The organism is Paenibacillus guangzhouensis (assembly GCF_009363075.1).
In the GTDB taxonomy this organism is placed as follows: domain Bacteria; phylum Bacillota; class Bacilli; order Paenibacillales; family Paenibacillaceae; genus Paenibacillus_K; species Paenibacillus_K guangzhouensis.
Genome location: NZ_CP045293.1, coordinates 2,735,536 through 2,748,909 on the forward strand (window position 1 = coordinate 2,735,536; position 13,374 = coordinate 2,748,909).

At 47.5% G+C, this 13,374-nt stretch carries 12 protein-coding genes; all 12 read right to left on the reverse strand.

Annotation, left to right across the window (positions count from 1 at the left end):
- Positions 1-124 precede the first annotated feature (124 nt).
- Positions 125-1,453, reverse strand: a complete 1,329-nt coding sequence (gene glnA, locus GCU39_RS12240; protein ID WP_152393767.1) for a type I glutamate--ammonia ligase — start codon at positions 1,451-1,453, stop codon at positions 125-127.
- A 37-nt stretch (positions 1,454-1,490) separates the two neighbouring features.
- Positions 1,491-1,901 (reverse strand): MerR family transcriptional regulator, encoded by a 411-nt coding sequence (locus tag GCU39_RS12245; protein WP_152397219.1) that lies wholly within the window; start codon positions 1,899-1,901, stop codon positions 1,491-1,493.
- Positions 1,902-1,981: 80 nt separating this feature from the next.
- A complete protein-coding gene (locus tag GCU39_RS12250) occupies positions 1,982-3,235 on the reverse strand; it encodes a methionine gamma-lyase family protein (protein ID WP_152393768.1) in 1,254 nt (417 codons plus the stop codon).
- Between the two features lie 52 nt (positions 3,236-3,287).
- Positions 3,288-4,289 carry a stage V sporulation protein K gene (gene spoVK / locus GCU39_RS12255; RefSeq protein ID WP_152393769.1) on the reverse strand — a complete coding sequence of 334 codons (1,002 nt, stop codon included), beginning with the start codon at positions 4,287-4,289 and terminating at the stop codon, positions 3,288-3,290.
- An 81-nt stretch (positions 4,290-4,370) separates the two neighbouring features.
- On the reverse strand, positions 4,371-4,967 hold the full coding sequence (locus GCU39_RS12260) for a YdcF family protein (protein ID WP_227793559.1): 597 nt from the start codon (positions 4,965-4,967) through the stop codon (positions 4,371-4,373).
- A gap of 26 nt (positions 4,968-4,993) precedes the next feature.
- A complete protein-coding gene (locus GCU39_RS12265; protein ID WP_152393771.1) occupies positions 4,994-5,578 on the reverse strand; it encodes a ribonuclease FAU-1 family protein in 585 nt (194 codons plus the stop codon).
- A 294-nt stretch (positions 5,579-5,872) separates the two neighbouring features.
- Positions 5,873-6,556: a peptidylprolyl isomerase gene (locus GCU39_RS12270; protein ID WP_152393772.1), complete on the reverse strand. Its 684-nt coding sequence runs from the start codon at positions 6,554-6,556 to the stop codon at positions 5,873-5,875.
- Between the two features lie 27 nt (positions 6,557-6,583).
- Entirely contained in the window at positions 6,584-9,166 is a 2,583-nt protein-coding gene (locus GCU39_RS12275) for a penicillin-binding protein 1A (RefSeq protein WP_152393773.1), read from the reverse strand.
- Positions 9,167-9,319: 153 nt separating this feature from the next.
- Positions 9,320-9,559, reverse strand: a complete 240-nt coding sequence (gene hfq / locus GCU39_RS12280; protein ID WP_152393774.1) for an RNA chaperone Hfq — start codon at positions 9,557-9,559, stop codon at positions 9,320-9,322.
- 18 nt (positions 9,560-9,577) lie between these two features.
- Complete coding sequence (gene miaA / locus GCU39_RS12285) at positions 9,578-10,561, reverse strand: tRNA (adenosine(37)-N6)-dimethylallyltransferase MiaA (protein WP_152393775.1); 984 nt, start codon at positions 10,559-10,561, stop codon at positions 9,578-9,580.
- Positions 10,542-11,330, reverse strand: coding sequence for a class I SAM-dependent methyltransferase (locus GCU39_RS12290; protein WP_152393776.1), 789 nt, complete (start codon positions 11,328-11,330; stop codon positions 10,542-10,544). Before GCU39_RS12290 ends, miaA begins: the two co-directional genes overlap by 20 nt.
- Positions 11,331-11,374: 44 nt before the next feature.
- Complete coding sequence (mutL, locus tag GCU39_RS12295; RefSeq protein ID WP_152393777.1) at positions 11,375-13,366, reverse strand: DNA mismatch repair endonuclease MutL; 1,992 nt, start codon at positions 13,364-13,366, stop codon at positions 11,375-11,377.
- Positions 13,367-13,374 lie beyond the last annotated feature (8 nt).

Sequence of the window (13,374 nt, forward strand, 5' to 3'; positions counted from 1 at the left end):
TAGAAAAATCTACATCCATAATAAAAGAATTCATATTCCGAATTATTAGGATGTATGAGTAAATAACGAAATACCCCCCATAAACAAAAACCCCCGACGCTTATAGCGTCAAGGGTTCCCCGTATTAGTAAAGAGTAATGTATTGATCGCGTTCCCATTGGTGAACTTGCGTGCGATACATATCCCACTCGATTTCTTTCAACTCATAGAAGTGAGTCAATGCGTGCTCACCTAGTGCATTACAGATGACTTCATCATTCACAAGCTCTGATAATGCTTCACGAAGATCGGACGGCAAACTAGGAATACCTTCAGCGATACGCTCTTCTTCGGACATGACATAGATGTTGCGGTCCGTAGGTGCTGGAAGCTCCATTTTGTTCTTAATGCCATCAAGACCTGCTTTGAGCATGACAGCAAGCGATAGATACGGATTCGCAGCTGGATCCGGGTTACGCACTTCTACACGTGTTCCCAGACCACGAGATGCAGGAATACGAATCATCGGGCTACGGTTACTTGCGGACCATGCCACATAGCAAGGCGCTTCATAACCTGGAACCAACCGTTTGTAGGAGTTCACTGTTGGATTCGTAATCGCTGCGAATCCACGGGCATGCTTCAAAATACCTGCCATGTATTGACGAGCTGTTTCGCTAAGACCCAACTTGTCACTTTCATCATAGAACATATTTGTTTTGCCATTGAATAGCGACTGATGGCAGTGCATACCTGAACCATTCACGCCATATAACGGTTTCGCCATGAATGTTGCATGCAATCCATGTTGTCTTGCAATCGTCTTAACAACAAGCTTAAAGGTCTGAATTTGGTCAGCAGCTTTAATCGCATTTGCATATTTGAAATCAATCTCATGTTGTCCCGGAGCAACCTCATGGTGAGACGCTTCGATCTCAAACCCCATATCTTCCAGCGTCAATACGATTTCGCGACGGCAGTTCTCGCCAAGGTCGGTTGGCGCAAGGTCGAAGTAACCGCCTTGGTCATTCAACTCCAGGGTAGGATTGCCTTTCGCATCTGTCTTGAATAAGAAGAATTCCGGTTCTGGACCAACGTTCATCGTCGTGTAGCCCATTTCTTCCGCTTCTTTCAGTGCACGCTTCAGAATGCCACGTGGATCGCCTTGGAATGGCGTGCCGTCTGGCATATATACGTCACAGATCAGACGCGCAATACGATCTTCCGTTACCCAAGGGTAGATCAACCATGTATCTAAATCCGGGAACAAGTACATATCCGATTCTTCAATACGTACATAACCTTCAATCGAGGAACCGTCAAACATCATTTTGTTATCAAGCGCCTTCTCCAACTGACTTACAGGGATTTCTACGTTCTTGATCGTACCAAGCAAATCAGTGAACTGTAGACGAATAAATCTAACATTCTGTTCTTTGGCAATGCGCATAATATCATCTTTGGTATAACTCACGGGTTTCCTCTCCTTTGGCCATCTTCATGATGGATTATTATTTATTATAAAATCGAGACAATTCACCTTGAATCAAGGATACTTGACCCGGTCTCTTTCCGTTAAGCAGCTGCTGCTTGAGCAATCGGTGCAATTGCGAATCGGATAATTCCTTCCGCTTCACTTCCGTATCCGGTGTAAGAACCGTTGCTTCATCCGACTCCTTCGACATGGGAACCATCACCTGCTTGATCCCAGCAATATTCACGCCTTTCTCAATCAACGACTTGATCTCGAGCAAGCGCTCAACATCATTAAAAGAAAATAAACGCTGGTTACCAGAGGTACGAGCAGGAACAATCAATTCATGTTGTTCATAGTAACGAATTTGCCTGGCTGTTAAGTCCGTCAGCTTCATTACGATGCCTATCGGGAATAGAGCCATGTTTCTGCGAATATCATCGCCCATTCTACGCATCCCTTTCTCTCATGGATATGTTAATATCATAGCGCCAACCTCACAACGTGTCAATAAGATGTTAGATAACTTTACAAAAGATGATGATTAATCATCTCGTTCAGTGCAGTTAACACACCAAACTTGACATGAGAATAGGTCAGTCCACCTTGCATGTACGCAATATAAGGTTCACGAATCGGTGCATCGGCCGATAACTCTAAGCTTCCGCCTTGAATAAATGTCCCGGCCGCCATAATGACCGGATGTTCATAACCAGGCATGTCCCATGGCTCGGGAACGACATGCGAGTCCACTGCAGCCGCTCTCTGAATACCTTGAACAAAGCGAATCAAATGATCCGCACTGGTGAACTGGATAGCCTGAATCAAATCTGTACGCGGATCGTTCCAGCTTGGTTTAGTCGTAAATCCAAGCTGCTCGAACATCGCAGCTGCGAACACACTGCCCTTGACAGCCTGTCCGACGAGCGTTGGCGCGAGGAACAGTCCTTGATAGATCGCTCGCGTCGTGCCGAGCATGGCGCCGACTTCACCGCCGATCCCAGGCGCTGTTAACCGATATGCCGCTTTCTCCACCAGATCGCGCCGCCCTGCGATGTAACCCCCCGTCTCTGCGAGACCTCCGCCAGGATTTTTAATCAACGATCCCGCCATGATATCTACGCCAACTTCCGTCGGCTCTAGCAGTTCAGTAAATTCGCCATAGCAGTTGTCTACGAATACAACGACATCCGGATTCATGCTCTTCACCCTGCGAACCATCTCACCGATCTCCGCAACCGTGAACGAGGATCTCCAAGAATATCCGCGCGAACGCTGAATGCCAACAACCTTCGTATTCGCTGTCATGCGCTGACTGACGACTTCCCAGTCCACTCCACCATCCGCGAGAAGATCCACCTCATCATATTCAACCCCAAAATCCTGAAGCGAACCCATGCCGTCTTGCGGCTTACCAATCACCTTGTGCAATGTATCATAAGGCTTTCCCGTGATGTAGAGAAGTTTGTCCCCAGGGCGCAAGACGCCGAACAGCGCCGTACCGATCGTATGCGTCCCAGACACAAAATGAGGCCGCACGAGTGCCGCCTCTGCTCCAAATACCTTCGCATATACTTCATCCAGTACTTCTCGTCCGCGATCATTGTACCCATATCCCGTGGATCCCGCAAAATGGAAGTCACTGACTTGAAATTGCTGAAATGCACGGATGACCTTCCATTGGTTCGCATCCACAATACGATCAATTGACTGAATACGTCCAGCGATTAATTCCTCTACTTGTTCTTGCAATACCGTTAATCGTTCTGAAAACATTGTCATAATTCTTTCGTCTCTCCCTGTTGCCATCTTCATTCATCGTGCATTCCTGCAGTTACATTCGTCCAGACTTTTCTTTATCAACCTTCAAATCATCCGTCTTTAGCGTCATAAGCTCAGATCGGCTCGGCGATTGATGTTGATATTGATTAAGCAGACGCACAGCTTGATTTCGAATTGATTTTTCAATCACATTTCGTACATATCGCGCATTACTGAACGCATGAAACGCATCGTTCTTTTCTTGGATTAAATGTTGTCTTAATTTCATGATTGTCTGCGGCATTAACGTGTAATCCCGCTCTTTGACCATCAGTTCCGCAATTTGAATCAACTGGTCGATCGTGTAGTCGGGGAACTCGATTTGAATCGGGAACCTGGAGGGCAGCCCTGGATTCGTCTGCAGGAAAAACTCCATCTCGTTCGAATATCCTGCCAAGATCAGCACGAATTGATTCTTCATATCCTCCATTGCTTTGACTAACGTATCAATCGCTTCTTTCCCGAAGTCCTTTTCCCCGCCACGGGCAAGGCTGTACGCCTCATCGATGAACAGGACACCACCCAGCGCTTTTTTGACCAGATCCCTCGTCTTCTGTGCCGTATGCCCGATGTATTCGCCAACCAAATCAGCGCGTTCTACCTCAATGAGATGTCCTTTGCTCAGCACACCCATTTGCTGAAATAATTTGGCCACAATCCGCGCAACCGTTGTCTTCCCCGTCCCGGGGTTGCCTTTGAACACCATATGATAGACATGCGTGCTGCTGAGCAGTCCGGCATCCGATCTCATTTGTGAGATTTGCAGCAGCGCATATATTTCATAGACTAACTCTTTAATATTTTCCAGACCAATCAATTGGTCCAATTCTTTCTGCATTTCTGCAAAATGACTGTTGTGCACAGCCGCTTTGGCTGCTGGTTGACCTGTACTTTCTACTTCTGCGAGTGACTGAACTGCAGCGTTCGGTTCTTGATTTCGTAGAATAACACTGATTTGTCTCGATGGTCTTGATTCACTCCGACCATTCGTTGAAGCCACTACTCGCCCATTCATGCTTCATCACCTCATTTTAGTCTAGGTGCAGACCCTTTAATCAATGTATTCTATCTTCGTCCCCGATATTAGCAGTTTTGGTCAACCTTGCAACCCTATTGTAATCCACAGTTGTTCCAGTTTCCATTTCGTATAGGCAAGCGACTCCCGCGTCTGGTGCCACGCCATGTTCAGCACTTTCGATTCCGTAGTTGCCACAACTGGATCATGATACCCTAGAAATTTCGCAATCTCTAGCGATCTCGCACCATGATAACGATGCGTGATAATAATAGCAGATGAATAGCCATGCTCATTCATGATCTCTTGGCTATAGCGTAAATTCTCATAGGTGCTTGTCGCCTGATTCTCAAGCAGAATGCGGTCCGACGGCACGCCCCGCTCTATTAAATAGGCTGCCATGCCTTGTGCCTCTGTCAATTGCAATGAAGGATGATCAAGCCCTCCGGTGACGATAAAAGAATCGAAATGGCCCGCTTGATACAACGATAATGCGTAATCCAACCGTTCAGCCAGTCCTGGACTCGGCTTGTTATCCCAGAGAACTGCGCCTAGAACGATTCCTACATCCGAATGAGATAATTCGCGATCAGACAATTTGTTATGGATGACCCATTGCGTATATACGAACCAGATCAGCCCACAAACAACGAAAAGGAGCACAACTCTTAAAATCATGCTCCCCTTCATTTTTGATCTCGTCCTTAACATATAGGCCCCGGTGCCGAAGCATCTCCAGGATGCGCATCCATACCGATACCGAACTCCGACCGCAAGTCACGCTCCGACATAACAAAGTATGGGAATAAGTGGGCTGTAATAATTCGCAGCAATTGCCGTGCCGTTTCGGTCGCCAACTCGTAATCCTCTTGCGTAATATCGCCATCGATCAGCGCATCGTCCAGCTCGTCTTCATCCATTAAAAAAACAGCCCCGGTTGGGAGCACTACAATATCCAAGAACAAATCATCGAACCACGGAACCCCTTGTTCCGTTACGCCTTGCGACTTGCAGATGTCGATGTACCATTGCACAATGCGCTGTTTGTCATCGAACATTGCGGTCACAATAAAGTTCTCATTCTGCGGAAAGTATTGCAGCCACGAATATCCTGCATCCGCTAGACACAGTTTCTTGCCGTCATATTCTTTCCAGAGTGGATCCCGAAGCCGCTCGATCGTATACAAAGTCACAAAGCCAGTAAACTCCGGTTTATCCACAAATTTCGATGTAAAGTGCTTACTGATAATTCTCCGCCAATTGGCGCGATCCGAAAATTTACGTTTCATGGGAATGACCCTCTCCATACGTTCTACTAAAAATCTTACCACAATTAGTAATCCTACACCAGTCATCCCCTACGGCCCCATGCAAAAAACATTCACACGCCCCTCGGTTCATAGGACTTGGAACTTCTTCTCCCTCTGGGATAGCACCAAAATCGATATGCAGACACGTTAAAGATCTCGATCACCCTATCACTCTCTTTCATGTTGTTGCAAATATGAACAGCGCCATAGACTTCTTGGTAAAGTTTCCAACAAAAAAAACGTGCCAAAGGCACGTTTTTCTCATCACACGAACTATTCTTCTGTAATTGTAATCGTATTAATCGTCACAGCCTCCATCGGCTTGCTTTTCTCTCGACCAAAATCATCGAGCTCCGTTGGCGTCGCAGCGATTTTCTTGACGACATCCATGCCATCGGATACTTTTCCGAAAATCGGATAGTTCGGCATGCTGTTCAAGGAGTCAATATCTGCGCCTGTTCCAATGAAGAACTGACTTCCCGCAGAATTCGGCGCGGTCGTCTTCGCCATCGCTACCGTGCCTTCCTCATACTTGTGCGGGCCGCCAAGCTCATCTTGAATCGTATAGCCAGGACCGCCTGCGCCTGTACCTTCCGGGTCACCCGTCTGTACCATGAAAGTCTCGATTATCCGATGGAACGTGATGCCATTATAGAAGCCTTCTTTCGCAAGAAACACGAAATTATTCACTGTAATCGGAGCATCCTTCGCGAACAATTCAATCGTGAAGTCGCCTTTAGATGTCGACACTTTGGCGGTGTATTTCTTATTCTTATCGATCGCCATTGCCGGTGCTTCCTTCCATGACTTCGATTGCTGTTCCGTTCCTGCATTCGATTCTGGTGTTGGCTTCGGTTGCTCCTCAGTCGCGTTCTTGTCTCCACAGGCACTTAAGATGAGTACCGTGGACAGAACCATGATCAGCATGAGCATCCATCGGTTCAACGGTTTCTGCATTGATTAACACGCTCCACATTTGTTCATTTATTGGATTTGTGCGGTATCCATGGAAGCCGCATTTCCTTGTTTGTCTTTTCCCTTGTCTTTTTCTTTATCTTTGTCTTTTCCGTGACCCGGATTGCCAGCATCCTTGTTTCCAGTTGTCTCGGGGACAGCCACGCCCTGGTCTGGGTTACTCGTACCCTGATCGACCTGACCGCCATTAGAATTATCCGGGTTTCCGGGATCTGGTGTTACACCGCCGTTCCCATCTGGATTCTCCGTCGATGGATCTGTACCATCCGTGTTATCCCCGCCTTGATTCGGGTCAGTCTCTGGATTATTCGGATCAACTGGTGGTACTTCAATATCAGGTAAATCATTATCGATCTTAATACTAACCTTCGCAGATGGATCTGTCTCTATATTTGCATTTGCCAAGTACGCCGTTACGTAATATTCATATTGCGCATTCGGCACGACTTGAATATCTTCATAACTGTTCGATGCAACTTCTCCAACCATCGTGAACTTCGATTCTGTAGATTCTTTACGATAGACTCGGTACGTCGGCTGATTATCGCTAGACAGCGCCGACCAGTTCAGTGTGACAGACTGCGTAGCCGCTGCATAGGAAGCAACTAGGCCATTAACCTTTTCTTCCTTCACCTTCTCTTCAACGACACCGGATGGCTTCGAGAATTCACCTTTCTTCTTGTTCGCCAGCGCCTTGGTCATTACTTTCTTAAAGAGTGAAGCCGCTTGGCTCGACCCCTTCTTCACAACATGGTCTCGGTCTGTTTTATCATACCCCATCCATACGGCGCCTGTCCATTCAGGTGTATATCCAACGAACCAGACGTCCCGGTTAGCGCTGCTCTTAAATCCTTTAATTCCGTGCTGCGTCGTACCTGTTTTCCCTGCTGTAGGTCTTCCACTGATCTTCGCAGCTTTACCTGTCCCGTTATTTACAACCTCTTGAAGGACGTTCGTCATGTAATATGATGTTTGTTCTTTCATGACGCGATCGCCTTGGCCTTCTTTGAACGAGTAGACCGTTTTATTATCCCGGTCGACAACCTCTATAATAGAGTGTGCCGGATCGTAATATCCGCCATTCGCGAAGGCGCTATAAGCTGTCGCCATCTGGATTGGCGATGCCCCATACGTTAGTCCTCCTAGCGCAATGGTCAAGTTACGATCTTCAGGCACCAACGGGATCCCTAATTTCTTAGAGAACTCATATCCCGTCTTGACACCAATCTCATTCAATAACCATACCGAAGGCAAGTTAATCGATTTCTGCAATGCATACGTGAAGCTTACAGCACCAATATACTTATTGCTTCCTAAGTCAGAAGGGCTATAGTCCCCGAAGCTCTGCTTATCATCCCGCACTGTCGACCAAGGGAAGAACTTCCCAGTCTCTAGAGCAGGACCATAACTTGCAATTGGTTTAAAAGTAGAACCTGGCTGCCGCGGTACTTTCGCCCGGTTCAAGCCTTTACGAATGTAATCGCGACCGCCCGCCATCGCAACGAGCCCACCCGTATGTTGATCCATGATAACCATGGACCCTTGCATTTGCTGCTCGTCCTTACTCTTCTCGAAATTACTGTCATCCGCGAATTCTTCCTCAACAGCGATTTGAGCCTCCGGAACGAGCGTTGTATAAATCTTGTAACCGCCACGGTTGAGTTCATCTTCCGTCAACCCTGTTTTCTCACTCGCTTCATCGATTGCATAATCCAGAAACGCCGATGATATACGTTTGGTTTCCGTTTGAACATCCGGATTGTAATCCACTTTTGCTGCAGTATTCATCTGCTCTTGCGTGATGTAGCCTTGGTCCGCCATCAGCTTCAGAACAACGCCGCGTCTCTCCTTGGATTTCTCCGGATTCGATAGCGGGTTATAAGAAGAAGGTGCCTTCGGCATCGCCGCGAGCGTCGCTATTTCCCAGACCTCAAGATCTTTCAGATTACTTTTGCCGAAATAGCGAATACTTGCTGCTTTAATCCCATAAGCCCCTTTACCGAAATAAATTCGATTCAGATACATTTCTAGAATCTCATCTTTGGTCTTATGATTCTCAAGCGCGAGGGCAATCGACACTTCCGTTGCTTTCCGGAAGAACGTCTTATCATGAGACAAGAACAAGTTCTTCGCTAACTGCTGGGTAATGGTACTACCACCCTCAACTTTGCTGCGGGCAATAACGTCCTTCACAGCCGCACGTCCGATGGACCAGAGATCGACACCTTGATGTTCGTTAAACCGTCTGTCCTCGGTTGCAATAAATGCATTACGCACCATCTCTGGAATCTCATCAAATGTCACAGGCTCTCGGTTCTCAGCGAAGAGCTTCGTAAATTCATTTTTGTTCGCGTCATAGATGATGGACGCTTCTTCCATGGTCTCGTATTTATCGCCATTCTCTTTCAGTATGCGTTCCCCATTTAAGATAATCCATAAATACCCTGCGATCGCGCAAAATACTGCAATTGCAATCGTAAAAAACAAGAGCAGCATTCCTTTTTTCCACGTGAACGGCTTTTTCCCTTTCGACTTCGTCTTTGGCTTACTCGCCGTGCGTGATGAACGACTGTTACGTGGTTCATTAGGCATCTCTACCGACTCCCTTTCGGCGTTTTCTCTCTAGTAGTATGATATTAATCATTATACCGCATGAATGAAAAGAACAACCCATATCAGGGTTGCTCATCCAATCCATGACTATTTCATTAAACGAAACTTGTCGTGAAAAAGTTTCAAAAAAGATTATTCGCTTGCGCTGTTATCCTGTATGAGCGATACATTTCGCTGCGGTGTAAACGTCGAAATGGCATGTTTGTACACCATTTGCTGACGCCCTTCACTGTCAATCACAATCGTAAAATTATCGAATGCTTTGATCACGCCACGAATCTGAAAACCATTGGTTAAATATACCGTAACAGGAATGTTATCCTTACGTAATTGGTTCAAGAATGTATCCTGAATATTAATGGATTTGTTCATTATCCGTACCCCCACATATCATTTAGATTGTTTTGAAATATATTCAAGATCGAAGTGAAACTTTCCTGCTATTATATCACGAATTAGTTCCTTCTTCTTAGAAAAATTTTCTGGATTCGTTACATCGACCCAGTGAATATCTTGCATATGACGGAACCAGGAGAGCTGTCTTTTGGCGAATCTTCGGGTGTCTCGTTTGAGTAGTGTAACAGCTTCCTCGAATGAACATTCCCCTTCAAGATATGCCGCAATTTCCTTGTATCCAAGCCCCTGCATCGACACAAGCTGCCTCGAGTACCCTTGCTTCAACAGACGCTCGACTTCCTGAACAAGACCTTGCTCGATCATGACATCAATGCGTGCTTCGATCCGTTGATACAGGAGAGCGCGATCCATGGTGAGTCCAATAATACATAATTCATACGGCGATGTCTTGGTCTGTCCCGCTAGCTGTTCGGACAACCGGCTCCCTGTCAGATGGTATACCTCTAATGCACGAATAATACGGCGTTGATCATTCGGATGCAATCGATCGGCTGAGACCGGATCAATGGCTCTTAACTTGTCATGGAGCGCTTCAGCGCCGTGCTGCTCGGCATATTGAACTTGCTCTAGACGGAATGCTTCGTCAGCTCCGCGCTCTGTGAACTCGAATCCATAGCATACCGACTCCACATAGAGACCTGTGCCCCCAACAATAAACGGAAGCTTGCCCCGCCCCTCAATCTCTGAGATCAAGGTCGTGCAGCGTTCTTGAAATTCCGCGACGGAGAACGGTTCGTCCGGTTCGTGAATATCGATCATATGATGCTCGATACCCTCCTGCTCTGCAGTTGAGAGCTTTGCCGTTCCGATATCCATCTGGCGATAGACTTGCATGGAATCGCCTGAAATGATCTCGCAATTGAAAAATCTCGCGAGGTCTAGACTTAGTGCCGTCTTGCCAACTGCAGTCGGCCCAATCAACACGAGTAAGCGCGGTTTATGATTCGTTGTTGTCAATGTGTATCACTCCGTAAGCAATTTTGGACGGGTTGCGGTGAACACACGAGAACCCTAACCGTTCAAACTCTGTACTGTCACGCTGTTCCTTTAGTACGACAGTCTTGCGAGCAACACGCTTCGCATGTGCAATACTCTCCTCAGATATCGCTGCATGATTCGCTAGATCGCGCAGCGAATTGAGCGCGCTCGAATCCATTAACGGTTCCCTGAACATCGGATCGAAATAGACAACATCCACACTGCGATCCGGAAGCTCCTTCAGATATAGATCATGACTCGCATGCTTCATCTGAATCCGGCGCATGGCTTCATTCATCGATTCCACGTCTGTGTGGTACGTCTGAAGCCCTTCTCGCACGAGTGCGAATAACGGAAGTTGACTCTCTAGCGATATCACCCGACCGCCAGGACCAACGCCATAAGAGAACACGATTGAATCCGAACCGAGGCCCGCTGTACAATCAAGTACGATATCGCCAGCTTGAATGCCAGCCATATCGAGCATGGGATCATGCTCTCCTCGGATGAGACGTTTGACTCTGACAAATGACATACTCGGGTGGAAATGCATCGCTGGCTTCTCCGGATGAACATACCGAACCTCTTGATCCGTGATGATAATCATGTCCGGATCTTTGTAAGTCGAATAGAGCTTCGAGACCGAACGCCTCTGCCTTGTAACATATCGACACTGAAGCTCTTGCGCAAGCTGCTGAGCCCGTGTCACGGACTGCTCGGAAGACGAATCTGCCGTCGTAATGATCATAACCTCACCCTTATTATAAGACTAACAACAGGTAATTCTCAAATTTACATCACCCGTTTGAACATTTTTTCCAATTCATAGGTTGAAAAACTAACAACAATCGGACGTCCGTGCGGACAAGTATATGGCTGCTTGCATGCTGCCAGCCGCTCGATAAGAACCTCAGCTTCGAGCGTCGTTAGCTTCTGATTCGCTTTGATCGAAGCTTTGCAAGAGCACATAATGGCTGATTTCTCACGAAGCTTCGCAATATCGACGGATTTTTCTTGCAGGACCCAATCAGCCATCTCTTGAATCAGCGATTCGGCCTCCCCTTCCGGGAACCAGTGCGGATAGGCACGTACAAGGAAGGTTTGTCCTCCGAAATGTTCCAGCAGCACGCCTGCTTGCTCGAACAACGGAATTCGCGCCTTAATCATCTCCGATTCCGTAGGCGTAAACTCAAGAGTGATCGGGAGCAGCAGTTCTTGGGAAGCCGCCGCTGGGTTGCCGAATTTCTCATAATAATACTCATAATTAATACGTTCATGCGCCGCATGTTGATCGATTAGATATAATCCGGTATCATTCTGCGCAATTAGATAGGTGCCATGCATTTGGCCAATCATCGATAACTCAGGGAATGCGGGCAATGTCATGCTCGCCTCCGGCGCCTGATACAACTGCTCCATCGCCTCTGAGGATAGTGGGTTCGAAGCCTGCTGATTCTTCGTTCCATACGTTTTTGAGCTATCATTTCCTCCACCTGCATAATCAGCATAAGAACCGCGTTCACGTACAGCTGGCATTGGTTCGAGGAAGCTTCTGCGATCTGCATCATAAGACTTGCGATTCGGCTCCGCTTCCGGCAGCCCAATATTCACGCGTGCCTGAGGCGCCACTCGGAATCCTGAGTCTTCTGATCGGCTTGGGCTAATGTATGGCGTCGATGGCGTGTTCACGGATGCTTCCGTCGACGTTCCCGCTTCTCTTCTCACGAACTGAAGCTGCTCCTGAATATATGCAGCCTTATCCCCGCTTTTCGGCTTTGCCGCTGCTGGGATAAGCACTTGATCCTGCAACGCTTGACCAAGCGTCTGCTGAACGAACTGGCACAATTCCGCTTCTTTGCTGAAACGCACTTCGAGCTTCGCTGGATGCACGTTCACATCGACCAGCGTAGGATGCATTTCAAGATGTAGAACGACCAGCGGATAACGATTAATAGGCAATAACGTGTGATATGCTTGCTGGATCGCTTGATTGAGCGCATAGTTCCGGATAAACCGTCCATTTACAACCGTGGAAATTGCATTCCGGTTCGACCGCGTCTGCTCCGGTTTGCAGATATACCCCGTCAAGCGATAATCCAGCTGCTCCCCTTCGACTGGTATCATCGATTTGGCGACAGATGTGCCATAAATCGCCGCGATTACTTGGAGCAGATCTCCGTTGCCTAAGGTCTGCAGCAGCATATTCCCATTATGACGAAGCGTAAAAGCAATTTGAGGATGCGCAAGCGCCATGCGATGCATCGTATCCGAGATATGTCCAAGTTCTGTCTGGATCGTCTTCATATATTTCAATCGCGCTGGCGTGTTATAGAATAATTCCTTCACGGTAAAGTCGGTCCCGCGCGCAGCATTAACGTCGCCGTTCATTTTGAGCGAACCGCCTTCAATAACGATACGACGCCCAAGTCCGCTATCTTCGGCAGAAGAAGTACATTCTACCTTCGAGACAGCCGCAATACTTGGCAAGGCCTCGCCGCGAAATCCTAGGCTGCGAATCTGGAATAGATCGCGGCCATTCGCAATTTTACTCGTCGCATGACGATAAAATGCGCGTTCGCAGTCTTCCGCCTCGATGCCAGAACCGTTATCGGCGACACGAATCATCTGAAGCCCGCCTTCCTCCACGGTCACATCGACGCGCGTACTCCCTGCATCGATGGCATTCTCGACAAGCTCCTTGATGACTGAAGCAGGTCGTTCGACAACTTCACCGGCAGCAATTTGGTTGGCGATATGCTCGTCCAATACATGAATTCTCGACATCCTTCATC